This is a genomic window from Ruegeria sp. BHSB196 (assembly GCF_059613135.1).
Window position 1 is genome coordinate 96,090 of record NZ_JBXWRY010000005.1, and the last position, 26,559, is coordinate 122,648.

Sequence of the window (26,559 nt, forward strand, 5' to 3'; positions counted from 1 at the left end):
ACTGATGCAGTGGCCGAAGTCCATCCTGTTTCAAATCGAATGACTGGATTTGGGGCTTCCTGCGTGACCAAGCTGAATCTCATCGCCGGCGAATGGCAGGCGGGCGAAAGCGAAATCGAAAACCGAAACCCCTCGGATCTGAGCGATCTTGTCGGCCTGTTTGCGCAGGCCAGCCCGGATCAGCTGGAGGCCACGCTGGACCGCGCGCGCGCGGCGCAGGCGGAATGGGCGCGCTACGGGCTTGAGCGCAGGCAGGCGGTGCTGATGAATATCGGCACTGCGCTGATGGCGCGGGCCGACGAACTGGGCACATTGCTGAGCCGCGAAGAGGGCAAACCTCTGGCCGAAGGCCGCGGCGAGGTCTATCGCGCCGGTCAATTCTTTACCTACTACGCGGCCGAATGCCTGCGCCAAATCGGCGAGAATGCCGACAGCGTGCGCGACGGGATCGAGATCGACGTGCGGCGCGAACCCGTGGGCGTGGTCGCGGTGATCAGCCCGTGGAACTTCCCGATGGCCACCGCCGCGTGGAAGATCGCGCCGGCGCTGTGCTATGGCAACGCGGTGGTGTGGAAGCCGGCCAACCTCACCCCCGCCTCGGCAGTGGCGCTGACCGAGATCATCGCGGCGCAGGACATCCCCAAGGGGCTGTTCAGCCTGGTCATGGGTTCGGGCCGGTCGATCGGGCAACGACTGGTGGAAAGCCCTGCGGTCAACGCCGTTTCCTTCACCGGTTCGGTTCCGGTGGGCAAGGGGATCGCCGCCGCCGCCATCCAGAACCTGACCAAGGTACAGATGGAAATGGGCTCCAAGAACGCCTTGGCGGTGATGGATGACGCCGATCTCGATCTGGCCGTGACGCTGGCGCTTGGCGGGGCCTTTGGCGGTACCGGTCAGAAATGCACGGCCTCGTCGCGGTTGGTGGTTCATTCTGCGGTACATGACGAATTTGTTGAAAAACTGGTGGCCGGCGCCCGGGCGATGAAGGTGGGGCACGCGCTGGAGGAGCGCACCCAGATGGGTCCGGTCGTCAGCGAACAGCAACTGCAAGAGAACCTGGCCTATGTGGAATTGGGCAGATCCGAGGGTGCAGAACTCGCCTGCGGCGGAGAGCGGCTGGAGATGCCGCACGAAGGCCATTACATGTCGCCGGGCGTGTTCGTGAACACCACCAACGCCATGCGCATCAACCGCGAGGAGATGTTCGCGCCGCTGACTTCGGTCATCAAGGTTGGCAGTTATGACGAGGCCCTGGCCACGGTCAACGACACCCATTTCGGCCTCACCTCGGGGATCGTCACGCAAAGCCTCGCCCGCGCCACGCATTTCCGGCGCAACGTGCGCACCGGGGTCGTGACCGTCAACCTGCCCACCGCGGGCACCGACTATCACGTGCCTTTCGGCGGCCGCGGCGACAGCTCCTATGGCCCGCGCGAGCAGGGCCGTGCGGCGGCAGAGTTCTACACCACGGTCAAGACCGCCTATGTCAGCGCCGGAGCTCCCGGGTGATGCGGATCGACGGGCTGCAATACGCCAACTGGTCGGAAAAGATCTTCCGGCAGTTGCGCCAGGGCGGCGTCGATGCGGTGCATGTCACCGTGGCCTATCACGAAAACTTCCGCGAAACGGTTCTGAACCTCGAACGATGGAATCGCTGGTTCGAGCACTATCCCGACCTGATCATGAAGGGCCTGTGCGCCAGCGACATCGACACGGCGCGAGAGACCGGCCGGACCGCAATCTTCTTCGGCTTCCAGAATCCGTCCCCCATCGAAGACGACATCGGCCTGGTCGAGATCGTGCACACCTTGGGCGCGCGGTTCATGCAGCTGAGCTACAACAACCAGTCCCTGCTCGCCACCGGCTGTTACGAGAGCGAGGACACTGGCATCACCCGCATGGGCAAACAGGTCATCCGGGAGATGAACCGCGTGGGTCTCGTGGTGGACATGAGCCATTCGGCCGATCGTTCGACCATCGAGGCGGCCGAGATCTCGGAACGGCCCATCGCGATCACCCATGCCAACCCCCATGACTGGGCGCCGGCGCTGCGCAACAAGCGCGAGGACGTGATCCGCGCCGTGACCGAGAATGGCGGGATGCTGGGATTCTCCGTCTATCCGCATCACCTGAAGGACAAATCCGCCTGCACCTTGCAGAGCTTCTGCGAGATGATCGCCCGCACGGTCGAACGCTTTGGCGCGGCGCATTTCGGGCTGGGCACCGACCTGTGCCAGGATCAGCCCGACAGCGTGGTCGAATGGATGCGGGTCGGACGCTGGAGCAAGGAGATCGACTATGGCGAAGGCTCGGCCAGCTGTCCGGGCTTTCCGCCGATGCCGGCCTGGTTCCGCGACAACCGCGACTTCGGCAAGATCGAAGCCGGACTGCGCGATGTCGGGCTGTCCGAGGACGAGGTCGCGGGGATCATGGGCGGGAACTGGTACCGGTTCTTTGCCGAGAATTTCGGGCCGCCGCCGCGATGAACCGGCCCGGCACGCATATCGCCCGCCGCGATCCGGCGACCGTGATGCGGCTGAAGCGGCTCGGATCGTTGCACCAGTGCCGCCTGAGTTTCATGCGGATCCTGACGCGCCGCATGGCGCGCGAAGGCTGGCGGTTCTCGCGCCCGGTCTTCGACATCGACGCGGCCGGCGTCGGCCGGGCGGTCTATGTCGCGCAAGGCCCCCGGCGGGCCTATTCGCTGGTGGCCTTCGCCCATGACCTGCCGGACGAGTTGCGGTCGGACCGGGTGATCGCCGAGGCATGGGACGCCACTTTTGCCCTGTTCGACGGCATTCCGACCGCCGCCGATCTTGACCGGCTGTCGCGCAACGTCCCGCTGCAGGAGGCCGGGCGCATCAGCGAGCGCGAGCTGTCGCTGTCGCGGGCCAACCGGTCGGTGCGGCTGTGGTCGCATGTGGTGGATCGCCTGGCGGCGGGGCGGCAGCCCGATCCCGAACAGATCGAACAGGTCGGCTATCTGATGCGCACGACCGCCGTCTACGGATCTGGCAAGTTTGGCGCGGCCGACCGCGAGACGATCGCCGACCGCGACGAATTGCAGGCTCCGTTCCAGGCCGAGATGCTGTCGGTCTATCTGACCCGCACCTTCGTGCGCGATCTGGTGGAGCACATGGCACGGATCCAGGGCGGCGACCGCGCCGCGCGCCTCGATCCGGCCGTGGCCCGGCAACTCGGGATCGGCAACTCCACGGGCCTGGGCATGGCGCCCTTCATCGTCAACCACCCGATCCTGTTCAACAACTGGATCATGGCGCGGGAAGAGGCCATCGCCCGTGTCCGCGCCTGTCGTGCCGCCTCGGAGGCCGAGATCGGCCTCTTCCTGCGGGTTCTGCGGCAGAGCGCGCTGTCGGTGATCCGTTGGCGTTCGGCGCATCCGATCCAGATCGAGAAACTGGCCCAACTGCAACAGGATATCCGGGCGCTGCAGGAGGCCGTGGCCGGCGATGCCCTGCGCCAGGACCGCCCGTGGGACCGGCTGATGGTCTGGTCGGAAACCGCACTCAGCGAAGAGGGGCAGGAACTGCTCGCCTCGCTGATCCTCGAGCCCTATGGCGAATTGGTCGATGGCCTGTCGGGCTGCATGGCCGACGGCAACTCGGCCGCCTTCGTCATCGACGGCGAAATGCCCGTGGGCGGGCTGCGCGCGCTGATCCGGCGGGATTTCGGCTGGGCGCTGGATCTGGACTGGACCGATCCCGCAAACTGCGCCCGCGCCTGGTACGTGTCGGAAGAAAAGTTGGAGCCGCGCATGGGCGAACGCTTCGAAGAGCCGATTGCCGATTACGAACAGCCGCTGGCCCCCGCCCGCGACGCCGCCGCGGCCTATTCCGCGCTCATGGCCTGCGACGATGATCTGCCGGTCGCCGAGTTCCTGCTGGCGCACCCCGAACACCGCCACACCATCCGCCGCGCCCAGATGAACCGCCTGGCACCCTATGGCGAGATCCGTGACAACACGATCAGTGCCTCGGTCCTGCCCATCGACATGCTGCGCGCCAAGCTGTCCTTTTTCGGCGCCACCCATTTCGACCCGCGCTCGGATCGCTGGGTGCGCATCTGCATGTATGCCGGCGCGCCCTATCCCGAAGACCTGACACCCGCGACCGCCGATCTCTGGGTCTATCCGGAGGCGGCGGGATGAGCGTGTCGCTGAACGAGATCGAAGCCACCGCCAAGCGCGCGGCGCGCGGGGCGGGATATGCCTGGGGCCTGGCCGAAGAGGCGGCCAAGGCCACGCGATGGCTGTGCGCGCAGGGGCTGGACGGCGCGGCGGCGCTGGCTCAGCTGCTGGAACGGGACCATGCCGGCGCCTTGGCCGATCACGTGCCGCTGTCGCTCGGCGATGACTGGCAGGGCAGGGCGGAGCTGTGCCCGCTGACCGCCGGCGCATCGCTGTCAGACGCCGCCCATCTGATTGCAGCAGGGCCGATCCAACTGCGACGGGTCGCGGTTCCGCTGATCCTCGTGCCCCTCGCCGCGCAGGCCGCGCGCCGCCTGGCCGGCTGCGTGACGGTGGAGGCGCAGGGCGCAACTGCCGTGACCGATGGCGCGGACCTCGAGCTTGCGGGCGCGTTTCCCGATCTGGCCGAGCGGATCACGATCCGCCGCGGCGGCACGCTCCGCGCCCCCCGCCCGCACCGGACCCGCGCTGATCCCGATCCGGCGGCCTGGGCCGCACTGAACCGGTTGGCCCACCGAACCTATGCCCCGGCGACCGAGCATTCGCGCCTGCGGGGCGCGGGCGCGGGCGTGTCCGACAATGACTGAGGAGGCACCGCGATGACACAAACCCGGACCTTGTCCCTGGCCGAGATCGAAGACCTGTCGCTGCGCGCCCTTGTCGCTGTCGGAACCGCCGAGGACAACGCCCGGCCTCTCGCCGTCGCCACGGCCGCGACCGAAGCGGATGGCGTCGCCAGCCACGGCCTCGCCTATATCCCGATCTATTGCGAGCATGTTCAGTGCGGCAAGGTGGACGGGCAGGCCCGGCCGATCCTCACCAGGCCCCGCCCGGCCGTGATCTGCGTCGATGCGGCGACGGGCTTTGCGCATCCGGCCATCGACCTGGGGTTCGAGGCGCTGATCCCCGCCGCCCGCGAACAGGGGGTGGCGGCGCTGGCCATCCGCAACAGCTACAATTGCGGGGTGCTGGGCTATCACACCTATCGGCTGGCGCAGGCCGGGCTGGTCGGGCTGGGCTTCACCAACGCGCCGGCCTCGATCGCACCGTCGGGCGGCGCCCGGCCGGTGGTCGGCACCAACCCGTTTTCCATCGCGGCGCCCGGCCCGGACGGCCAGCCGGCGCTGCTGATCGACCAGAGCGCCAGCACCATCGCCAAAAGCGAGGTGATGAAACACGCCCGCGAAGGCAGGCCGATTCCGGTCGGCTGGGCGCTCGACCCCGAGGGAAACCCGACCACCGACCCGAATGTGGGCCTCAAGGGATCGATGGCGCCGTCGGGGGGATACAAGGGGGTGGGCATCGCGCTTCTGACCGAGATCATGGCCGCCGCGCTGACCGGCGCGACCCTCGGTGTGCACGCCTCGCCCTTCTCCGGAACAGCCGGAGGGCCGCCCAAGACAGGGCAGTTCTTCATCGCGATCGACCCTTTTGCCACCGCAGGTGACGTTTTTTCGACCCGTCTTGTCGATCTTGTCGAAGCGATCCGCTTCCAAGACGGCGCACATTTGCCGGGAGACGGCCGGCGCGCGAAACGCCTCATGGCCCGCAAGGACGGGGTGGCCGTGAACACGGCGACGCTCGCCAAGATCGACGCCATCTTGAAAGGAAGCTGAGCGGCGCGGGAACCGGGACGCCGCGCGCAAACGAGACCCCCCGGAAAATACCGACACGTGCGAACAGGGAGGAAACACATGTCAATCAAGCAACCCTTTACAGACTTGGAGATACGAAAGGCCGCAAGCGGCTTCTACGAAGGCCACAGTCTTGAGATCGCGCTATTGAGCAAGGGCATCATGGTGGCGCTGGTCATCTGGGCGCTCGTCTGGCCCGCGAACGCGAACGGAACCCTGGGCAGCCTGAACTGGCGGCTGCTCGAAGACTTCAACACGTTCTACATCATCATCGTCGGGCTGTTCGCCTTCTTCCTGTTCGTGGTGGCGCTGCTGCCGCGCACCGGCAGGCGGATCATGGGGCCTGAGGGCGAGAAACCGGAATTTTCGGATTTCTCGTGGTTCTCGATGATGTTCGGCGCCGGTCTGGGCGTCGGGCTGATGGTGTTCGCCACCGCCGAACCGCTGGGATTGTGGGGGTCGAACCCCGTCGTTCTGGCCGGCGCGGTCGAAGGCAACACCGAAGAGGCGCTGAAATCCGGGTATCGCTATACGTTCCTGCATTACGGCTTTCACGCCTGGTCGATCTATGTGGTGACCGGCCTGTCGCTGGCCTACTACGCCTATACCCGCGACATGCCGCTGACCATCCGCACCGCGCTGACGCCGCTGTTCGGGCGCCTGATGAACGGGTTTCTGGGTCACGTCGTGGACGTGCTGGGCGTGGTCGCCACCATCCTCGGCGTCTCCGTGACCATCGGCTACGGCGTGTCGCAGTTCATCGACGGGATGTACGCCATCACCGGCATGGAATGGATGATGGACATGACCGGTGAGGCCCCTGCGCCCAACGCGGTCGGGTTGATTGCCGGTCTGCTTGTGATCATGGGGCTGTCGATCATCTCGGCCGTTTCGGGCGTGGGCCGCGGGGTCAAGTACCTGTCGAACCTCAACCTGGTGCTGTCGATCATCCTGCTGCTGACCTTTGTCGTATTCGGTTCGTTCCTGTTTGCGATGACGACCTATGCCACCGCGCTGGTGGATTACATCCTGCACTTCATTTCCCTCAGCTTCGGCGCGTTCAGCCCGCAATCCGAAGGCCAGTTCGCCGCGGCGCTGCCCGGCGAAGCGGCCCCGTTCGCGGATGCCCTCTACAGCGGCGCGACCAACGCCTGGGGGTCTTTCGACGGCTTCAAGTCGGGCCTGGAAGGCGATGCCGCCGCGCTGCCCGACGAGGTTCTGGCCGCAGCCTATGCCGCCGGTGAGCCGGGACGGCAATTCGGATGGCAGGCCGGCTGGACCACGTTCTACTGGGCCTGGTGGATCGCGTTCTCGCCCTTCGTGGGCCTGTTCCTGGCGCGGATCTCCAAGGGCCGGTCGGTGCGCGAGTTCATCATCGGCTGCGTCTTCGCCCCGGCGCTGGTCTGTTTCGCCTGGATGACCATCCTCGGCGGAACCGCCATCGACCTGGAGCTGACCGGCGTGGCCGAAGGGACCATCATCGGTGCCTCGAACACCGCCAAGCTGTTCGTGACCCTGCAGGAGATGATCACCGGTGGCCTGCTGTCGGGCATCACCATCATGTGCGTGGTGCTGATCATGACCTTCCTCGTCACCTCGGCGGACTCGGGCATTCTGGTGATGAACACGATCATGTCGGGCGGCGATCAGAAGATCGGCAACAAGCACAAGATCATCTGGGGCCTGATCCTGACCGCTGTGATCGGCGCGCTGATCCTGGCCGCAGGCGAGAACAATCCGATGGACGCGCTGCGCAACGCCATGATCATCGGCGCCTTGCCCTTTACCATGGTGATGGGCCTGATGTGCATCGCGCTGGCCAAGGCACTGTATCGGGACGGCCGGCGTCAGCGGATTCTGGAGGCGGCGGAATAAGGCGCCGCCCACGGGCAGCCCCGATGCGGGGCTGCCCAACCTTCTTTCCCAACAGTTAAGTGACAAGTGTCGATTCAGGGTTCGGTCTGCGCGGGCTTCATCCTGCGGCGCAAGGTAGAACGCCCTGTTCAAGGCAGGTGCGTTTTGCTGCAATGACCGGAAAAAGGGTGGCGGTTTCGCCTATGCGTCCTGAACCGCGACACGCTGGCGGCGCGCGACGAAGGTCAGGCCGACAAGCCCCGCAAGCAACAGCAGAACCGAAGCCGGCAGCGGTACGGGTGCCGGAGCCGCGTCGCCGAATGCGCCGCCATAACCGAGGAAGGTATAGTCCTCCCGGTCCGGGCCGTAGGAGAAGAACCAAAGCCCCAGCGCGGATTGTCCGAAATACGACCCACCTGCGCGTTCGGCGATCAACAGCCGTCCGCTTCCCAGATTGCCGGTCACGAAGGCCGGGTTCGTGAAGGTGTAGGAGAAGGAAAGGGTGTCGCCGGGCTCCGCGATCTGGAAACTCACGAAATTGTCCGACGTGATCCGGTCGCCGACCACGTAATCGTCGGTAAGCGTCAATGTCCCGGTTGCATTGTCTTCGATGCAGGTCGCGGGACACAGCCCGGTCCAGGGATAGACCATGGCCGCCGATGAGGGTGATGCCGAAAGAAATCCAAAGGACAACGCGGCTGCAACCAAGGCCAAACTCTTCATGACACTCTCCAAATCTCTACTTCCAATTGAACGCGAATAACGGGTTTCGGTCAACCTTTGCGCGAAACGAATTGCGATTGTCGCTGCCCTTCAAAGGGTTCTAGGGCGCTTTTCGCGCGTGTCCAGCGCGCCAAGGGGTCCGGAAGGGCGCGAAACGGCCCCGAATCTGCGCGATCGGCGGCAACGGCAGCCAGTTTCACGCAAACGTGAAAGGGATTTTCGGCGGTTCGCGCCCCGGCTTGCAAGGCCTGCCAAGCGGCCCGCTGTCTCACGCCGAGACCGGTTCGGGCGTGATCGACGGCGCCAAGTGCGCCTTGCGGCGTCCCGCACCGTTGCAGCTTGTGCGGAAATCCGGTCTGTTTGGACAGCAGCAGGGATGGCGCAACCACAGGAGGCAGGCCGATGACGAACCCGCTCTATGATCAGCTGTTCGGGCAGCACGCCGGACGGACGACGCCGTTTCTGCATCTGCCGGACGGCCGGGTGATCACGCATGCGGAGTTTCTGGACATGGCGGCGCGGATCGCCAATGCGCTGGACGGGCTGGGGCTGGACATCGGCGATCGGGTGGCGGTCCAGGTGCAGAAATCCCCCGAGGCGCTGGCGCTTTACGCCGCCTGCGTGCAGGCCGGGTTGATCTTTCTGCCCCTCAATACCGCCTACACGGTCGAAGAGCTGACCTATTTCATCGAAAACAGCGGCGCGAAGCTGGTGGTCTGCGATGCGGCGAGCGAGGCCGCGCTGCAACCCGTCGCCGAGGCGCATGGCGCCCGGCTCGCCACGCTGAACGCTGACGGCTCCGGCAGCCTGATGCGGCGCGCGCTGGGGATGCTACCGGCCTTTGCGCCGGTCCGGCGGAGCGCCGACGATCTGGCGGCGTTTCTCTACACCTCGGGCACCACCGGGCGCTCCAAGGGCGCGATGCTGACTCAGGGCAATCTGCTGTCGAACGCCCGGACACTGGCCGACATCTGGCGGTTCAGCGCCGAGGATGTCCTGCTGCACGCCCTGCCGATCTTTCACACGCATGGCCTGTTCGTGGCGACCAACGTGGTTCTGGCCACCGGCGGCAGCATGATCTTCCTGCCCGGGTTCGATCTTGACGAGATCCTCTGGCAGCTGCCCCGCGCCACCACGATGATGGGCGTGCCGACCTTCTATACCCGGCTTCTCTCGGATTCCCGCCTGACCCGTGATCTTGTGGCGCATATGCGTCTGTTCGTATCCGGCAGCGCGCCGCTCCTGCCCGAGACCCATGCGCAGTTCGAGGCCCGCACCGGCCATCGCATCCTGGAACGCTACGGCATGACCGAAACCAACATGAACACCTCGAACCCCTATGACGGCGAGCGCCGGGCCGGAACGGTCGGCTTTCCGCTTCCGGGGGTCGAACTCAGGATCACGGACCCGGAAACCGGAGACACCCTGCCGCAGGGCGAGATCGGGCAGATCGAGGTGCGCGGGCCGAACGTGTTCAAGGGATACTGGCAGATGCCGGAAAAGACCGCCGCCGAACTGCGCGACGACGGGTTCTTCATCACCGGCGATCTGGGCCGGATCGACGCGGACGGGTACGTGCACATCGTCGGCCGCAACAAGGATCTGATCATCTCCGGCGGCTACAACATCTATCCGCGGGAAATCGAGCTGGTGCTGGACGCCCAGCCCGGCGTTCTCGAAAGCGCGGTGATCGGCGTGCCGCATCCGGATTTCGGTGAAACCGTGCTGGCGCTGATCGTGCCCGAGCCGGGGGCCACCCCCGATCTCGACGCGGTGATGGCGGCGGTGCAGGCGGGCCTTGCCCGGTTCAAGCATCCCAGGGAACTGATCCTGCTGGAGGAACTGCCCCGCAACACCATGGGCAAGGTCCAGAAGAACCTGCTGCGCGAGCGGTTCCGCGAAACCTTTCTGCCTGCATGAGGCGCTCCGCACCGTACGTGCCGCGGGCCTATCCGAACTGGCTGACCGTGGCCACATCGTCCTCGGTCAGGTCGCCCAGAATCTCGTCGATCGCGTCGTCGTGGAAGTATTCCGCGTCGGGGCCGGGGTCAGCAGCGGTTCCGATGTCCCGCTTGGCCGCGTTCACCTTGTCCGGTTCCCGCGACAGCGCGGCGGCCGTGTAGGGAAAGCGCAGGTCCAGGATGGTCCAGCGGGCGATCACGTCAAAGTCGATCTGCTGTCCCGCCATCAGGATGTACCCCTGCCGGAAGGTCAGTGCGTTGATCAGCCGTTTGACCGCGCGGGGATTGCCGTCGAAATACTGCACATAGTCCAGCAGCGCGTGGCGGATGGCCTTTTGCCCCTTCGAGGAAATCACCGCGCCCAGCAATTCCGGCGCAACCTCGCGGGCCACGGCCGATTGGCGGATCTCCGGTGCAAGCCGGCCAAGCGCGTCCAGATCGCCCTGGGCTTGCGCGATCCGCGAGGTGAACGCGGCGCGCTGATCCGCCTTTTCCTCTTCGCTGGCTTCGTCCTCGCGGCGGTTCAGCAGAACCCGCGTCAGGGTGTCGATGTCGGGTCTGGCCAGATCCGGGACATTGACCGAAAGCTGAAAGATCTTCTTGAGGAACAGATAGCCCAAGGGCGATCCGGGTTTCGAGATCTCCGGTTTGAACCCGTCATAGGTCTGGTTGTAGGCCGAAACGATCCAGTCCCGGTCGGCCGCAACGACGTACAGAACCGGCACGTCGGCATAGATGGTCTGCAACGCCTGCAAAACCTCGACCACAAACGCGGCCTCGCAGCGGTCGAGATCGTCGATGAAGATGGCGACCGGCCGCCCGATCTCGTCGATGATCTGGGCAAAGCGTTTCTTCAGCGCCGCGGTCGGGTCCGATTGCAGGGTCTGAATGGCCTCGGCGGTCTGGGTCGAACTGCGCATGAAACCGCCTAGGAAGGTGATCAGCGCACCAAGCGCGCCCAGCAACGAGGCAAGCCCCGCAAGAAACGCCCAGGGCGTCGTCGCGCCCAACAGGGTGTCGGGGCTCTTGAGCGGGTCTTTGGTGGTCTGCGTGGTGGTGACGGTGGTTCCGTCCGCGCGGGTTTCCGTGGCGACCGTCCGGGTCTCCAGAACCTCGGTCGAAAGATCGCCGGAACCGGTGAGAAACCACGCCGACATCAGGCCGAGCAGCACGAAGAGAACCACGAGCCACGGCCGCATGACCTGGCCGAACTTCCACAGCCGGTCGCGCAGGGCAAAGCCCAACCCTTCGCCGCCAAGCGCGTGCCGGCCCGCCTCGACCACCGCGTTGCGCAGCGTCCACCAGGCGGGTCCGGCGTCCTGCATCTGCCAGGCGTTGTAATCGACCACCACCCAGCCCTTGGGCCTTGCCGCATGGATCAGGCCGGACCGCACCGGGCTGTGGGTGGTGTCGGCCTCGAGCTGTTCGCGCAGGAAGTTGAGGATCGAGGACTTGCCCGACCCCCAGCGGCCGGACAGATGCACCGCGAAGGGGCGCGAATGCTCCTTGTGGTCGGCCCAGACATGGGTGACGTTCTTGACGATGGTCTCGGCCACCGCCGCCCGGCCCAGATCGTCCTCCTCCGATGACCCGACGGGGCGGTCGGGATGAAAATCGGGCGGATCGTCGGTCAACCCGTCCGGATCGGGTTGGATTTCGGTGCCGAAGAGATCGGTGATGAATCCTTCGTCCTGCGGCGTCAGGTGCCGGGGCAGGCAGAGATGAACGGTCTGGACGGGATCGGTCGATTGCGCGATGTCGTCGATCAGACCCTCCTTGATCAGCCGGGCCGCGCCGTCCACTCCGATTTCAGGCGCCGTCGCCCCGATCAGTTCGGTCCAGATGACGAGCGGTTTGTCCTTCAGAGCCCTGGCCAGGTCCGGGGCGGCTTCCTTCCACGCCGTGCCGTCGCTGTGCTCGGACTCGGCCAGCGCGGTTTGTAGATCGTCCAGGCTGGGGCTGTCGCTGTCAACAAACGCCATTTCGACGATGAGCCTGTCCTCGGCCCGGCTGAAGATCAGCCCATCTTGCTCGGCAAGCCGGGTTGACGCCCGCAGCAGGCGTTGCACTTCCCTCTCGATCCGCGGAACCAGACTCCCGTCGTACCGGCCCCGCCGTGAAGACAGGATCAACAGATCGGCGTCGGTTGCAGACAGGTGGCGACCGACCTTCAGGGGAACCGCAGGCTCGGGACCGTCGTCCGGCGATCGGGTATCGACCTTCGTATTGGGGGGCCGTTGCCTGACCTGCTCCGACAGCCGCTGCGCCGCCTCCTCGGCCTCTCCGGGGCCCAGTTCGACGAACTCGCCGTCTTCCAGTTTGGTCATGATCGGCGCGGCCCGGGGCTTTGGCGGTTCCGGAAAGTCCTCCGGGCCAGCCTTGCTGCCCGGTGCCTCGGACTGCGCCGCACCGATGCCCGTATCCTCCCGTCCGTCCTTGGATGCGGCGGATTTCGGTCGGGGCGGCGTCTTGGGGTGTTCAGCCATGGCTCAGGTCGCGGTTTCCGGTTTCCGCATGGTCGGCCAACTCTGCCCGCCGATCAAGGCCGGTCAGGCTGCACCCGGCAAGCCGTAGAACCGCGCCGCCGTGGTTTCGAACACCTGCTGGTGCATCTCCGCCGGGACAATCGCGCGATATGCGCCGATGACGGCGCCATAGTCGGAATGGAGGCTGTCCACGGGAAAGTTCGAGCCGAACATGCACCGCTCCGGCCCGAACCGTTCGAGACAGGTCTCGACGATCGGGCGGATCGTCTGCGCCGTCCAGTCCGGTTCGAACATGCCGAGACCCGAGAGCTTGCAGCGGACATGCGGCAACTCCGAAAGATGCCGCAACAACCGTGCCCACTCGGTCAGGCCCCGGTGCGAGCGGTCATGCGGGCTGCCGGCATGGCACAGGGCGACCGGCGTGTCCGGCGCATCCGCCAGCACCGCGGCCGTCTTCGCCATCAGCTCCGGCACCAGTTGCAGGTCGAAGGACAGGCCGCGCCGGCCAAGCTCCCGCAGCCCTTCGACGAACCGCGGGTCGTCCAGCAGCAGGTTGGTGCCCGAAGCGGCGTCCTCCTCGGGGGCGCGGCCGACGATCTGGCGCACGCCGCGCACGGTCGGCAACGCCCGAATCGCGTCCAGCCGGCCGGCCAGCCCCGGAGCCGTCAGATCGCAATGCACGACCTGCACCATCGGCCAGTCGGGGGCATTCTCCGCCACCTCCTGCACCCATCGCGCCTCGGCCATCGCATCCGCGGCGCCGACCTGAATGTGCACCGAGGCCCGGATGACCTCTGGCGCGGCATCCTTGCGGAACTCCGGCAGCAGATAGTTGCGCTGGATCGGGGTCGGATCGCCAAAGAACCGCCGTTGCCCCCTGGCCATGAGCCAGGGATACTCGACCGCCCCGAGATCCCAGAGATGGTGATGCGCATCGATCATGGGCGGGCCATCCCCTGCATCCGGCTCAGGATGTCCACGCCCTGGCCCTTCCAGAAATGCAGCAGGTCGATGAACACCCAGTTTTCGGCCAGTTTGTCGCCGGAGCGGCGATAGATGTCGATGACCCGGAATTCGCCGGGCTTGCCCGAGGCCGGCATGCCCATGAAGCCGCCGGTCGCTTCGGCGGTGAAATTCGGCCAGCCGAAGAACCCGCCAAAATGGCCTTCGGCGATCCGGCAGCGGTGCCGGGTCTTCGACCGGTTGGCAAAGCCCGCGCGGAACGGTCCGGCATGTTGCCGGGCATAGCGTTCGATCGTATAGGTCGCGCCGATCCCGGCCGGCCCCCACCAGATCATGTCGTCATGCCAGGTGCGCGCAAGCTCTTCTTCCAGCGGCAGCCCCAATCCCCATTGCCCCAGATCGGCCACCATCGCGTTGATGGCGGCCATGGTCCGTTCGCCTTCTCCGAGCGGCTGCGGGTCGAACAACAGCCCGTCATGGGTCATCGGGCCGGGCTGCACCAGATGCGCTCCGGTCTGCGGCGGAAACGGGTTCAGCCCCGCCTGCATCATGAGATGGGGAATGTCCAGGAACACCGCGGTTTCGGCGATCCGGCCGCCCTCGACCCGGTGAAAGGCGCTGTAGCGCAGACAGGCCACCCGCCCTGTGGGCGGAATGCCCAGCCACGCGCGGTCGAAAAGCCCCATCAGATGGCCGGTTGACGACACCCAGACCCCGCCGGGATCGTCGAACAGGTTTCGGCCCGCCATGAAGATGTCCAGCCGCCTCTGCAGCCGTGTCAGGCTGTGGCGCAGAGGCCGCCAAAAGCCCTGCGCCACGGGTTCGGCGCCACGAATCTCGTCAAAGGGATGGACCCCGCGCCACACCAGATCCGGCGCGCAATAGGCGCCCAGTGCCTCTTCCAGCCCCGAGTCTTCGGCGCCGTCCAAAGCCCGGTAGAAGTCCCGGACAACCTGTTTTTCCTTCTGATAGGCCCTTGTTGTCATGCTCTTTTCCGAATGTTCGGCGCAGAATGCGGCCCTGCCTCTTGCGGTGCTTCGACTCATCTATTGCATACGTATGCAAAAATGTCTTGCCAAATATGATGCGGCTTGAGTACTGTTTTTGCAAACGTATGCAAAACCGGATCCGGCCGGGAGGGCTGAATGGCGGAAATACAACTGCGCAATGTCGGGAAACGGTGGGGGTCGTTCGTGGGGGTCCACAATTTCGATCTGACCATCGCCGACCGCGAATTCCTCGTGCTGCTGGGGCCGTCCGGGTGTGGCAAGACCACCACGATGCGCATGATCGCGGGGCTCGAGGACGTGACCGAAGGCGACATCCTGATCGACGGCAAGGTGGTCAACGATCTGGAGCCCAAGGACCGCGACGTGGCGATGGTGTTTCAAAGCTATGCCTTGTACCCCAACATGAACGTCTACGAAAACATCCGGTTTCCGCTCAAGGTGCGCGGCATCGATCCCGCCACCCATGACGAGAGGGTGCGCCGCGCCAGCGCGATGGTCGAGCTGGACGATTTCCTGCACCGCAAGCCGGCCGAACTGTCGGGCGGCCAGCGTCAGCGCGTCGCCCTGGCGCGTGCCATCGTGCGCGAACCCAACGTGTTCCTGATGGACGAACCGCTGTCCAATCTCGACGCCAAGCTGCGGGTCTCGACGCGGGCGCAGATCAAGAACCTCAGCCACGAACTCGCCGTCACCACGATCTACGTCACCCATGACCAGATCGAGGCGATGACACTGGCCGACCGGGTCGTGGTGATGAAGAACGGCGTGGTCCAGCAGGTCGGAAGCCCGACCGAAATCTATGACCGCCCGGCCAACACCTTCGTCGCCAGCTTCATCGGCAACCCGGCCATGAACCTGATCGAGGGGCAGGTCGAAAACGGAGCCTTCGTGGCGCAGCACACCCGGATCGAGGGCGTCGGCCTGCCCGATGGTCCCGTCACCCTGGGATTCAGGGCCGAGGATGCCGCCATCGAAGCGGCGGGGCAGATCACCGCCCCGATCTACACGCTGGAGCTTCTGGGCGATGCGACGATGGTTTCGGTCCGCATCGGCGGGGCGCTGGTCAGCGTCAAGGCCGACAAGAATTTCCGGGCCGAAATCGACGACATGGTGTCGGTCTCGGTTCCCGTCGGGATCTGCCACCTGTTCGCGGCCGAAGACGGCGAGCGCATCGGGAACTGATCGAATGCAATGGCCCAGGCGGGCCTCAACCGGTCCGGGCGTGCACGGCGGACCGCCAAACAGGGAGAAGACGATGAAACTCAAGACGCTGATGCTGGCAGGCGCGATGTCGCTGGCGACGGGCGCGGCCTGGGCGGGCTGCGCTTTTGAAAACACGGTGCCGCTGAAATCACTCTCCGCCGGGTTCGAAGCCTGGAAAGCGGTGACGGATGCCATGGCCGAATGCGGTAATTTCGCCGCCTCGCTGGATCAGGAATTCCGCGAAAAGCAGCCTGAAGCCTTTGCCGCCAACCCCTCGCTCTATCAGATCGGCGGGGTTTCCAACCAGACGATCGTGCCGCTGTTGAACGCAGGCACCATCCGGCCCCTGGACGATCTGGTCGAGAAACACGGCGCGTCCCTGACGCCCAACCAGCTCATCAAGATCGACGGCAAGACCATGGCCATCGCGATGATGGTCAACGCGCAGCACCTGATGTATCGCGACGACATCCTGAGCGATCTGGGGATCGCGGTGCCGACGACCTATGACGAGGTGCTGGCCGCGGCGGAAAAGATCAAGGAGGCGGGCGTCGTCGAATACCCCCTGGGCGGAACCTTCAAGACCGGTTGGAATCTCGGCCAGGAATTCGTCAACATGTATCTGGGCGAGGGCGGCGTGTTCTTCACCGCCGACAACATGCCCAGCATCAACAACGCGCAGGGCGTCAAGGCGCTCGAAACGCTCAAGGCGATGACCGCCTACATGGACCCGGAGTTCCTGGTGTCCGATTCGACCTACGTGCAGCAGCAGTTCCAGCAGGGCAAGATCGCCATCGCGAACCTCTGGGCCAGCCGCGCGGCCGCGATGGATGACGAGGCCGAAAGCCAGGTGGTCGGCAAGGTCAAGATGGCCGGCGCGCCCAAGGGATCGGCCCGGCCCGCCACCACGATCTGGTGGGACGGGCTGGTGCTTGCGGCCAACATGAGCGACGAGGAGGCCGAGGCCGCCTTTCAGGTCGTGCTCGAAGGCATCGACACCGAGATGGTCCAGGCCAACAACGACACCGCGGTCTGGCTGATTCCCGGCTACGAAGCCGGAGATATGGCCAAGGGCACCGCCGAAAGCGCCCAGAACGGCGCGGCGCCCTATCCCTCCACCGTGCCCATGGGGATCATGCACACGGCCCTGGGCAATGGCCTCGCCGACTACCTGACCGGCGCCAAGGACGCCCAGACCACGCTGGCCGACATCGAGGCGGCCTATGTCACCGCGGCCAGAGAAGCCGGCCTGATCAACTGACCCCAGACCGCACGGGCAGGCCCGCACCCCGGGCCTGCCCGGACCACCCGCAACCCAGCAGAAGGGCGAACCCATGAAATTCCGGACCTTTGCCGCCTTCATCGGCCCGTCGGTCTTCATGATGCTGCTTTTCATCGCCTTTCCGCTGGTGAGCGTGTTTCAGCAGAGCTTCTACGTCACCCAGCCGATCTATGAGACGGTCGAAGTCGAAACCTGCACCCCGGGCTTTCCGACCCAGACCTGCGTGACCGAAGAGAAATCCGTTCCCAAACTCGACGAGAACGGCGACATCATCGAGCAGGTGCTCTATGTCGGTCTCGACAGCTATCGCAACGTGCTGGAACTGGACCGCGCCTGGGCGGCCCTGAAACAGGGCAGCTGGTCGGCCTTCCAGGCGATCGATTTCTGGAAGGCGCTGCGGTTCACGCTGACCTTCACCCTCATCACCCTGCCTCTGGTCATCGCCACGGGCCTGGCGATCGCGCTGGTCATCAACAACGCCGCGCAACTCGTGCGCGGCCCGGTGATCTTCGTGTCGCTGCTGCCCTTCATCATCACCCCGGTGATCGGCGCCCTGTCGATCAACTGGCTGTTCCGCGGCGACGGCATCCTGACCGCGCTGATGGAATGGTACCTGCAGCGCGATGTCGCGCTCTTCGCGCAGGCCTGGACCATCGAAATCCTGATGATGCTGTACCGCGTCTGGCACGTCGCGCCCTTCGCTGCCATCGTGTTCTACGCCGGGCTGCAGACGGTCAACCAGGACAGCCTGGAAAGCGCGATCATCGACGGCGCCACGCGCTGGCAGCGCCTGAAATTCATCGTCATCCCGCACCTGATGCCGCTGATCGTCTTCGTGTCGATGATCCACCTGATGGACTCCTACCGCGTGTTCGAAGAAGTCGTCGGTTTTTCGAGCCAGGGCTATGTCATCTCGCTCCAGTGGCTGACCTATGACTTCCTGGTGCCCGACCAGGCCGGCAACCGCTCGATCAGCCGGGCCTCGGCCAGCGCCATGCTGACCATGATCGGCATCGTCATCCTGCTCGTCGCTCCGCTGCGCCGCACCTGGCGCGATCACAAAGGAAGCCGCTGACATGTCTTCGCGTGCACTCAGACAGCCCTTCGGCCTGCGGCTGACCTCGAATCTCTTCCTGGCCTTCTGGTGCCTGGTGGCGGCCTTCCCGATCTTCTGGATCACGGTGATGAGCTTCAAGTCGCCGGTCGATGCCTTCGACAGCAATGCACTGAACGTGATCTTCGGCCCGGAAACGGTCGCGCGCGGCGACGGGGTCTCGCTGTTCGAGATCGCGCTCGCCATCGCCTGCTTCGTCGTGACCGCGCGCCTGGCGACCCGGCGGCTGCCCGAACTCGTCGCCGCCCACGCGCCCGGCGGCCAGATCTGGCTGGGATGGGTGCTGGGAGTCCTGGTTCTGGGGATCGGCTTTCTGGTGGTCTTCTTCGGCCTCCTGCCGCTGCTGGGCGAGGCGCTCAACCCCTGGCTCGGACCGCTCGGGCGCGACGTGCTGGGCCTGACCACAGAACATTACAAGACGGTGTGGATCGACCGGGGTTTTTCCAACAACTTCAAGAACTCGCTGATCGTGACCACCGGCGTCGTGGTGCTGTCGCTGACCGTGGGCACGTTGGCGGGATACGGGCTGGCGCGGTCGGGCTCGACCCTGGCTTTCTGGATCCTGATCGTGGCGCTGATTTTCCGCGCGCTGCCGCCGTCGGTTCTGGTTTCGGGCTATCTGCCGGTCTTCATCAACTCGGCCGAATGGCTGCGCCCGATCCTGGGCGAGAACGCCCCGACGCTCTACGGCAAGCCTTTCGCCGTGATCGCGGTGCTGGTCGCGATCAACCAGCCTTTCACCATCTGGATGCTGCGCTCGTTCTTCCAGAACATCCCGTCCGAGCTTGACGAGGCCGCCCGCGTCGATGGCTGCAACCATTTCCAGGCGTTCCGCCGGGTGATCATGCCGGTGATGTGGCCGGGGGTGATCACCACCGGGCTGTTCAGCTTCCTGCTGGCCTACAACGACTTTCTGGTGACATCGCTGCTGCTGGACGCGCAGAACCAGACGATGGTTCCGGCCATCGTCGGCATGTTCAACCGCGAAACCACCACCACGGACCAGGTCGTTGCGGTGGCCGCCGCCGTGTCGATCACCGCGCCGCTGATCTTTCTGGTGATGATCTTCCAGCGCCAGATCGTGAGCGGCCTGACGGCAGGGGCGGTCAAGGGATGAGCGCGGGGCCGGCATCGCGGGGTCTCCCGCCCGTCGTCGGCGCATCTGCGCTGCGCCTCCGCCGGTTGGGCCCGGCGCGCCTTCGGCGCGGCGCGGTCCGGATGCATGCGTCCCGGTACGGAGGACGACGATGAAAGGCGCCCGTCCCGAACAGGCGGTGCTGACCCGCGACACGGACCTGAGCAAGACGGACGACACCCGCGCCGTGATCGAGCGCATGGTGGACGGTCTCAACGATCACCGCATCGACGACATCGGCGAGTTCTTCGCGCCGGGCTTTCGCTGGATGGGCAATCAGGGCTGCGGCACAAAGCAGGGGCTGCAGGAGTTCCAGGACAACTGGCAGCGCCCGTTCCAGGCCGCGTTCTCGGACAAGGTCTGCATCGACGAGGCGCGGCTTTACATGGGCGAATGGGCCGCCGCCTTCGGCCGGCAGGAGGCCACGCATTCCGGTGAATTCCTGGGCATCCCGCCCACCGGCAGGCGGGTCGAGATCCGCTACATGGATTTCTGGAAGGTGGTCGATGGAAAGATCGTGGACAACTGGGTGAACGTCGATTTCGCCCATGTCGCCGCGCAACTGGGCGTGGATCTGTTTCAGGGGCACGGCTGGGAAGCATTTGACCGGGGGGACAAGGTTCCACCCCGGCCCGAAAACCGAGGATAGGAAGAATGACCATCGAGTATCTCAAACGCGGCAAACCCGAGGCCGATCGCGCCGAGGACGATGCCAAGACCCGTGCCGTCGTCGAAGCCACCCTGAAGGACATCGAAACACGCGGCGATGCGGCCGTGCGCGAACTGTCGGAGAAATTCGACAACTACTCCCCGCCATCCTTCCAGCTCGGCCAGCGGGAAATCGACGACCTGATCGCGCAGCTTTCGGACCGCGAGCTGGCCGACATCAAGTTCGCGCAGGAGCAGGTGATGAACTTCGCCCGCGCACAACGGGAGTCGATGCTGGACATCGAGATCGAGACCCTGCCCGGCGTCATCCTGGGTCACAAGAACATCCCGGTGCAATCCGTCGGCTGCTACGTGCCCGGCGGCAAGTTCCCGATGGTGGCCTCGGCGCATATGTCCGTGGCCACGGCCACGGTTGCCGGCGTGCCCCGCATCGTCGCCTGCACCCCGCCGTTCCAGGGCAAGCCCAACCCGGCGGTGATCGCGGCGATGCACCTGGGCGGCGCGCACGAGATCTACGTCATGGGCGGCATCCAGGCGATCGGCGCCATGGCGCTCGGCACCGAAACCATCGAGCCGGTGCACATGCTGGTCGGCCCCGGCAACGCCTTCGTGGCCGAGGCCAAGCGGCAGCTCTTCGGCCGGGTGGGCATCGACCTCTTTGCCGGCCCGACCGAAACCATGGTGATCGCCGATGAAACCGTCGATGCCGAAATCTGCGCCACCGACCTGCTGGGGCAGGCCGAACACGGCTACAATTCTCCGGCGGTCCTCGTCACCAACTCGCGCAGACTGGCCGAGGAGACCCTTTCCGAGATCGACCGCTTGCTGGGCATCCTGCCCACCGCCGACACCGCCCGCGTCAGCTGGGAGGACTACGGCGAAGTGATCCTGTGCGGCAGCCATGACGAGATGCTGCAGGTCGCCAACGACATCGCCAGCGAGCATGTGCAGGTCATGACCGACCGCGACGACTGGTTCCTCGACCACATGACCTGCTACGGCGCGCTGTTCCTCGGGCCACGTACAAACGTGTCAAACGGGGACAAGGTGATCGGTACAAATCATACACTTCCCACCAAGAAGGCCGGCCGCTATACCGGCGGGTTATGGGTTGGCAAGTTTCTGAAAACCCATAGTTATCAGAAGATCCTGACCGACGAGGCGGCGACGTTGATCGGCGAATACGGCTCGCGCCTGTGCATGCTGGAAGGGTTTGTGGGCCACGCCGAGCAATGCAACGTGCGCGTGCGCCGCTATGGCGGCATCAACGTGCCCTACGGCGCCGCAGCCCCATACCGGGACGCCGCCGAATGAGCGACCGGCACACGCGCCACAAGGCCCTGATCGCACCGCTCAGGGCGGCGATGTACGACTTTGACGAGGCCGGCGTGCGCAGGGCGCTGGCCGACCTCTGCACCCCCGACGCGGTGTTTCGCCTGTGCCACCCCTTCGGAGACAGCACCGGGCCAGATGCGTTTTTCGACACGGCTTACACGGGGCTTCTGGAGGCCTGGCCGGATCTGGAGCGGCGCGACTACATCGTGATGGCCGGGCCGGACGATCACGGCAACGACTGGGTCGGGTGCGGCGGCTACTACACGGGTGTCTTCACCGGCCCATGGCTCGACATTCCGCCGACCGGTCATCAGGTGGCGATGCGGTTTCATGAGTTCTTCCGGTTCGAGAACGAAAAAGTCGTGGAATTTCAGGCGCTTTGGGACATCCCCGAGGTCATGATGCAGGCCCGCGCCTGGCCCATGGCGCCCAGCCTGGGCCGCGAATGGCATGTGCCGGGGCCTGCCACGCAGGACGGTCTGGTGCCCGGCCCCTACAACGCCGAAAAGGGTCGCGCCACCTGCCAGCACATCATCGACATGCTGGAACATCTCAAAAAGCATCCGTCCCAGGGTGGCCCCGAAGTGATGGAGATGAAGCGGTTCTGGCACCCGCGCATGAACTGGTACGGTCCGTCGGGCATCGGCACCGGGCGGGGCATCGCGGGATTTCGCAACTGGCACCAGATCCCGTTCCTCAACGGCATGCCGGACCGCGGGCAATACGTTGAGGACATAACCTATCATTTCTTCGGGGACGGAGACTATGCCGCCGTGACGGGTTGGCCCAACATGACCCAGACCGTCACCCATGACGGCTGGATGGGCATCGCCCCTTCGGGCAAGCGCATCACCATGCGCAGCCTCGATTTCTGGCGTCTGGACAACGGCCGGATCCGGGAAAACTGGGTTCTGGTCGATTTGCTGGATGCCTATCGCCAGTTGGGCGTTGACGTTTTTGCCCGGCTCAGGGAATTCAACAAGGCCCGCAATATCGGGCGCATCGACATACCTGACGGGATGAACTGATGGCCGATTTGCCCCAAACCCCCTCCTTCCGGCTCGACGGCCGGGTTGCGCTGGTCACGGGCGCATCCTCCGGCATCGGCCAGGGCTGTGCCGTTGCGCTGGCCGAGGCGGGGGCGCATGTGGTCTGCGCAGCGCGGGGCCGGGAACGATTGACCGGAACGGTCGCTGCGCTGCGGGATCGCGGACTGTCGGCCGAGGCGCTGGCGCTGGATCAGGCGGATCTGGACGCCTTGCGGACGGTGCTGGACACGCGGCGGTTCGATGTGGTGGTGAACTCCGCCGGGCTGGCGCGCCATACGCCGGCGGTCGATACGACCCCCGAAGACTATGACGCCGCGATGAACCTCAACCTGCGATCCGCCTATTTCCTGTCGGCGTGGGCGGCGCGGCGCATGATGGCCGAGGGCGAACCGGGTTCGATCATCCATATCGGCAGTCAGATGGGCCATGTCGGCGGCATCGATCGCGCGGTCTATTGTGCCACCAAGCACGGGCTGGAAGGCATGGTCAAGGCGATGGCGGTCGAGTGGGGGCCGTCGGGCATCCGGATCAACTCGATCTGCCCCACCTTCATTCGCACGCCGCTCGGGGCGCAGACGCTGGAGAACCCCGAACGCCGCGCCTGGATCGAAGAAAAGATCAAGCTGGGCCGGGTCGGTGAGGTCGAGGACATCATGGGCGCGGTCCTGTACCTCGCCTCGGATGCCTCAGCGCTGGTGACGGGGTCGGCGATGATCATCGACGGGGGGTGGACGGCGGACTGATGGCGGACAAGGTCACATCCCTTCAGGTCGCTCTGCGCGCAGGGGTCAGCCAGTCGGCGGTCAGCCGGGTGTTCACGCCCGGCGCCTCGGTGTCGAAGAAGACCGCCGAGAAGGTGCGCAAGGCCGCGGCCGAGCTTGGCTATCGCCCCAACGTGCTGGCGCGCGCGATGGTGTCGGGCAAAAGCCGGATCATCGGGCTTCTGGTCGCCTATCTGGAGAACTACTTCTATCCCGAAGCACTGGAAAAACTCTCGAACGCCCTGCAGGAGCGGGGATATCACGTTCTCGTCTTCATGACCTCGCAGACGGCCGGCAACATAGATGGCGTCGTCGAGGAAATTCTGGACTACCAGGTGGACGGGATTGTCATGGCCTCGGTCGCGATGTCTTCGGACATCGCGGAGAAATGCCAGCAGGCCGGCGTTCCCGTGGTGCTGTTCAACCGGGGCCAGGACGGGAACGCGATCACGTCGGTCACGTCGGACAATTTCGCCGGCGGCCGCAAAGTGGCCAAATTCCTGCTGGCGGGTGGTCATCACCGGATCGGGTACATCGCCGGTTGGGAAGGCGCCTCGACCCAACGAGACCGCGAGGCGGGATTCCGCGCCGCGCTGGCGGAGGCGGGCCAGGGCGTATTCCGGCGCGAGGTCGGAGACTTTGATACCGAAAAGGCCCGCGCGGCGGCGCGGCGCATGTTCGACGTACCGGCCGACGCGCGCCCCGACGCGGTATTCGTCGCCAATGACCACATGGCCTTTGCGGTCATGGATGTGATCCGGTTCGAACTGGGTTTGCAGGTGCCCCGGGATGTCTCGGTCGTGGGCTATGACGACGTGCCGCCCGCGGCCTGGTTGGCCTATGACCTCACGACCATGCGCCAGCGCGCCAATCTGATGGTCGCCGAGACGGTTTCGGCGCTGCTGGATCACATCGAACTGGCAGGCAGCGCCACGCCACGAAAGATCGCCATCGACGGCCCCCTGATCGTGCGCGGCTCGGCGCGGGTGCCCGAAGGCTGGAAAATGCAAGGACAGGACCATGAAGGGCTTTGACCCGAAGTTTCGCGATTTCCCGGACTACATCATCGGCATCACAAAGGAGATCTGGGAAGATCGGGGCATCGCCACGCTGCAGGATTACTATGCGCCCGACATCGTCGTACGCTCGCCCGCTTCGGTGGTGGTGGGAAACCGGAACGTGATCGGCGCGACGATGGCGACACTGGCGGAGTTTCCGGACCGGACGCTACTGGGCGAGGACGTGATCTGGTCGGGCACACCCGAAGATGGCATGTTGTCTTCGCACCGGCTGCTGTCGACGGCCACGCATCTCGGAGATGGAATCTATGGCAAGGCGACGGGCAAAAAGCTGGTGTATCGGATCCTGGCCGATTGTCATGCCATCAACAACGCCATCGACGACGAATGGCTGATCCGCGACCAGGGGGCGATCGTGCGGCAGATGGGGTGGGAGCCACGGGAATACGCCGCACGGCTCATTGCCGACGAAGGCGGGCCGGAAACCTGCGTGCAACCGCTGACGCCAAGAAACGACCGGCAGGGACCGTACGAAGGCCGGGGAAACGACAACGCGTGGGGCGCGAGATACGCGGACATCCTGACCCGGATCATGGGGGCCGACATGGCCGTGATCGGCCGCGAATACGACCGCGCGGTGCAGTCGGAATACCCCGGTGGCGCGACAGGGCACGGCCGGGAACCGGTGGACAGGTTCTGGATGGCGCTTCGCGCGTCGTTTCCGAATGCGGAGTTCGCGATCCAGCATCAGATCGGACGAGAGGACGCGTTGATGCCGCCGCGCGCGGCCCTGCGCTGGAGCCTCTGGGGCAAGCATGACGGTTGGGGCGCGTTCGGGGCGCCGACCGGGGCCGAGGTCTATGTGCTGGGGATCAGCCACGCCGAATTCGGCCCCTGGGGATTGCGGCGGGAATACACGCTGTTCGATGAAACCGCGATCTGGAAACAGATCCTGCTGCGGAGCGGGGAAATCTGAATGAACCGGCGCGACACCCATCGCCTGGATGCGCGCGAGGCCACGCGGCGCTTTCACGGCCATCGCGCCAGCCTGCGCGCGCGCCGTCTGAACCTGCGTCCGCCGGGATCGGGGAAATTCCGGCTTCCTTCCGCAAATTCAGACACAGGACAGAAAAAATGAGCTCCATCGAAGACCGCATCGTTCGCTATGGCGATCTGAAACCCTGCAAGACCGCTTTCATCGACGCCCATACGCCGGGCAGCGACCGGAAAGAGAACTTTACCATCATCGGCGGCGGAGTGTCCGAAAGCCCCGATCAGCACGTCCATATCCGCGAAACGCCCGGATTCAACATCGGCGCGGCGGGGCAGCCGCCGAACTGCCGCAACTCCCTGCACAGCCACAAGACGGCCGAGGTGTTTTTCGTGCTGAAAGGTCGCTGGCGGTTCTTTTGGGGCCGCTGGGGCACCGCGGGCGAGTTCGTCGCCGAAGAAGGGGACATCTTCAACATCCCGACCGGCATCTTTCGCGGGTTCGAAAACGTCGGCACCGACTACGGCATGATCATGTCCATTCTTGGCGGCGACGATGCCGGTGGTGGCGTGACCTGGGCCCCACAGGTGATCGAGGACGCGCGCGCGCATGGGCTGATCCTGGGGGAGAACGGCGTGCTCTACGACAGCAAGACGGGCCAGAGCCTGCCCGATGGCGTCAACCCGATGCCGCTGCTGACGGAGGCAGAGCTTGCGGCCTATCCCGAAGTGCCGGTGGAAGGGGTCGTTCGGGATTACGTCGCGCGCTACCGGGATCTCATGGCGCTGGCCAGGGACAAGCCGGCCAGGGTCATCGGCCCGGACGCGCTGCTGAAGGACCGGCCGGGATTCGAGGTGGAGTTCCTGACGCGCGGCTCCGAACCCGAAGACCGGATGACGCGCGACCGGCACACGGTTCTGATGCCCATGCGCGGGCATTGGCGATTGCGCTGGGACGGGGGCGAAACGGTGCTGAACCCCGGCGACACCTGCTTGCTGAATCCTGGCGAGGCACACGCCCTCGGCCCGTCGATGACCGGGGAGGCGGGCCTTTACCGGATCACGGCGACCGACGATCCGGCCGGGCCGACCTGGACCGGAGCCTGACAACGGGCCGCCGCACGGGGCATCGAACCTCGCGCGGCGGCTGTCCGGGCCGATGGC

At 65.4% G+C, this 26,559-nt stretch carries 23 protein-coding genes; 19 read left to right on the forward strand and 4 right to left on the reverse strand.

The genetic code is table 11. The features are described from left to right. The first annotated feature begins 39 nt into the window (after nt 1-39). The 6 genes from AC2FNJ_RS05225 (at nt 40) to AC2FNJ_RS05250 (ending at nt 7,716) form a co-directional block, all read left to right on the forward strand. Nucleotides 40-1,509, forward strand: coding sequence for an aldehyde dehydrogenase family protein (locus tag AC2FNJ_RS05225; RefSeq protein ID WP_496763006.1), 1,470 nt, complete (start codon nt 40-42; stop codon nt 1,507-1,509). Further along, nucleotides 1,509-2,486: a membrane dipeptidase gene (locus tag AC2FNJ_RS05230; RefSeq protein WP_496763057.1), complete on the forward strand. Its 978-nt coding sequence runs from the start codon at nt 1,509-1,511 to the stop codon at nt 2,484-2,486. Before AC2FNJ_RS05225 ends, AC2FNJ_RS05230 begins: the two co-directional genes overlap by 1 nt. After that, nucleotides 2,483-4,168, forward strand: coding sequence for a hypothetical protein (locus AC2FNJ_RS05235; protein WP_496763008.1), 1,686 nt, complete (start codon nt 2,483-2,485; stop codon nt 4,166-4,168). Before AC2FNJ_RS05230 ends, AC2FNJ_RS05235 begins: the two co-directional genes overlap by 4 nt. Beyond that, nucleotides 4,165-4,794, forward strand: coding sequence for a DUF3726 domain-containing protein (locus AC2FNJ_RS05240; RefSeq protein WP_496763009.1), 630 nt, complete (start codon nt 4,165-4,167; stop codon nt 4,792-4,794). Before AC2FNJ_RS05235 ends, AC2FNJ_RS05240 begins: the two co-directional genes overlap by 4 nt. Nucleotides 4,795-4,806: 12 nt before the next feature. After that, the gene (locus AC2FNJ_RS05245) at nt 4,807-5,823 is read left to right on the forward strand and encodes an Ldh family oxidoreductase (protein WP_496763010.1); all 1,017 of its coding nucleotides are present in this window, start codon (nt 4,807-4,809) and stop codon (nt 5,821-5,823) included. A 78-nt stretch (nt 5,824-5,901) separates the two neighbouring features. Then, nucleotides 5,902-7,716, forward strand: a complete 1,815-nt coding sequence (locus AC2FNJ_RS05250) for a BCCT family transporter (protein WP_496763011.1) — start codon at nt 5,902-5,904, stop codon at nt 7,714-7,716. 180 nt (nt 7,717-7,896) lie between these two features. Here AC2FNJ_RS05250 and AC2FNJ_RS05255 read toward each other — a convergent pair whose 3' ends face one another. Then, nucleotides 7,897-8,418: a VPLPA-CTERM sorting domain-containing protein gene (locus tag AC2FNJ_RS05255; RefSeq protein WP_496763012.1), complete on the reverse strand. Its 522-nt coding sequence runs from the start codon at nt 8,416-8,418 to the stop codon at nt 7,897-7,899. Nucleotides 8,419-8,820: 402 nt separating this feature from the next. Here AC2FNJ_RS05255 and AC2FNJ_RS05260 point away from each other — a divergent pair, with 402 nt between their 5' ends. Then, nucleotides 8,821-10,338 carry a malonate--CoA ligase gene (locus tag AC2FNJ_RS05260; RefSeq protein ID WP_496763013.1) on the forward strand — a complete coding sequence of 506 codons (1,518 nt, stop codon included), beginning with the start codon at nt 8,821-8,823 and terminating at the stop codon, nt 10,336-10,338. 28 nt (nt 10,339-10,366) lie between these two features. Here the strand turns inward: AC2FNJ_RS05260 and AC2FNJ_RS05265 are convergent, their stop codons facing one another. The 3 genes from AC2FNJ_RS05265 to AC2FNJ_RS05275 form a co-directional block, all read right to left on the reverse strand. Further along, nucleotides 10,367-12,865: a KAP family P-loop NTPase fold protein gene (locus AC2FNJ_RS05265; RefSeq protein WP_496763016.1), complete on the reverse strand. Its 2,499-nt coding sequence runs from the start codon at nt 12,863-12,865 to the stop codon at nt 10,367-10,369. Between the two features lie 63 nt (nt 12,866-12,928). Then, on the reverse strand, nt 12,929-13,807 hold the full coding sequence (locus AC2FNJ_RS05270; RefSeq protein WP_496763017.1) for an amidohydrolase family protein: 879 nt from the start codon (nt 13,805-13,807) through the stop codon (nt 12,929-12,931). Beyond that, nucleotides 13,804-14,814 (reverse strand): nuclear transport factor 2 family protein, encoded by a 1,011-nt coding sequence (locus AC2FNJ_RS05275; protein WP_496763019.1) that lies wholly within the window; start codon nt 14,812-14,814, stop codon nt 13,804-13,806. The genes AC2FNJ_RS05270 and AC2FNJ_RS05275 overlap by 4 nt, the downstream gene beginning before the upstream one ends. A gap of 159 nt (nt 14,815-14,973) precedes the next feature. Between AC2FNJ_RS05275 and AC2FNJ_RS05280 the strand changes: the two genes are divergently transcribed. The 12 genes from AC2FNJ_RS05280 to AC2FNJ_RS05335 all read left to right on the forward strand — a co-directional run bounded on the left by AC2FNJ_RS05280 (nt 14,974) and on the right by AC2FNJ_RS05335 (nt 26,502). Further along, on the forward strand, nt 14,974-16,020 hold the full coding sequence (locus AC2FNJ_RS05280; RefSeq protein WP_496763021.1) for an ABC transporter ATP-binding protein: 1,047 nt from the start codon (nt 14,974-14,976) through the stop codon (nt 16,018-16,020). 73 nt (nt 16,021-16,093) lie between these two features. Continuing rightward, nucleotides 16,094-17,302, forward strand: coding sequence for an ABC transporter substrate-binding protein (locus AC2FNJ_RS05285; protein WP_496763023.1), 1,209 nt, complete (start codon nt 16,094-16,096; stop codon nt 17,300-17,302). A 73-nt stretch (nt 17,303-17,375) separates the two neighbouring features. Then, nucleotides 17,376-18,398: a carbohydrate ABC transporter permease gene (locus AC2FNJ_RS05290; protein WP_496763024.1), complete on the forward strand. Its 1,023-nt coding sequence runs from the start codon at nt 17,376-17,378 to the stop codon at nt 18,396-18,398. Nucleotide 18,399: 1 nt separating this feature from the next. Continuing rightward, on the forward strand, nt 18,400-19,554 hold the full coding sequence (locus AC2FNJ_RS05295; RefSeq protein ID WP_496763025.1) for a carbohydrate ABC transporter permease: 1,155 nt from the start codon (nt 18,400-18,402) through the stop codon (nt 19,552-19,554). A gap of 130 nt (nt 19,555-19,684) precedes the next feature. Continuing rightward, the gene (locus tag AC2FNJ_RS05300; RefSeq protein ID WP_496763026.1) at nt 19,685-20,221 is read left to right on the forward strand and encodes an ester cyclase; all 537 of its coding nucleotides are present in this window, start codon (nt 19,685-19,687) and stop codon (nt 20,219-20,221) included. 5 nt (nt 20,222-20,226) lie between these two features. Next, complete coding sequence (gene hisD, locus AC2FNJ_RS05305) at nt 20,227-21,555, forward strand: histidinol dehydrogenase (RefSeq protein WP_496763028.1); 1,329 nt, start codon at nt 20,227-20,229, stop codon at nt 21,553-21,555. Next, the gene (locus AC2FNJ_RS05310; RefSeq protein WP_496763030.1) at nt 21,552-22,604 is read left to right on the forward strand and encodes an ester cyclase; all 1,053 of its coding nucleotides are present in this window, start codon (nt 21,552-21,554) and stop codon (nt 22,602-22,604) included. Before hisD ends, AC2FNJ_RS05310 begins: the two co-directional genes overlap by 4 nt. Continuing rightward, complete coding sequence (locus AC2FNJ_RS05315; protein WP_496763031.1) at nt 22,604-23,368, forward strand: SDR family NAD(P)-dependent oxidoreductase; 765 nt, start codon at nt 22,604-22,606, stop codon at nt 23,366-23,368. The genes AC2FNJ_RS05310 and AC2FNJ_RS05315 overlap by 1 nt, the downstream gene beginning before the upstream one ends. Beyond that, nucleotides 23,368-24,420: a LacI family DNA-binding transcriptional regulator gene (locus AC2FNJ_RS05320; protein WP_496763033.1), complete on the forward strand. Its 1,053-nt coding sequence runs from the start codon at nt 23,368-23,370 to the stop codon at nt 24,418-24,420. The genes AC2FNJ_RS05315 and AC2FNJ_RS05320 overlap by 1 nt, the downstream gene beginning before the upstream one ends. Next, nucleotides 24,407-25,381, forward strand: coding sequence for a nuclear transport factor 2 family protein (locus AC2FNJ_RS05325; RefSeq protein ID WP_496763034.1), 975 nt, complete (start codon nt 24,407-24,409; stop codon nt 25,379-25,381). Before AC2FNJ_RS05320 ends, AC2FNJ_RS05325 begins: the two co-directional genes overlap by 14 nt. Beyond that, nucleotides 25,382-25,543: a hypothetical protein gene (locus tag AC2FNJ_RS05330; RefSeq protein ID WP_496763036.1), complete on the forward strand. Its 162-nt coding sequence runs from the start codon at nt 25,382-25,384 to the stop codon at nt 25,541-25,543. Then, nucleotides 25,540-26,502, forward strand: a complete 963-nt coding sequence (locus tag AC2FNJ_RS05335; RefSeq protein WP_496763037.1) for a cupin domain-containing protein — start codon at nt 25,540-25,542, stop codon at nt 26,500-26,502. The genes AC2FNJ_RS05330 and AC2FNJ_RS05335 overlap by 4 nt, the downstream gene beginning before the upstream one ends. Nucleotides 26,503-26,559: the final 57 nt, after the last annotated feature.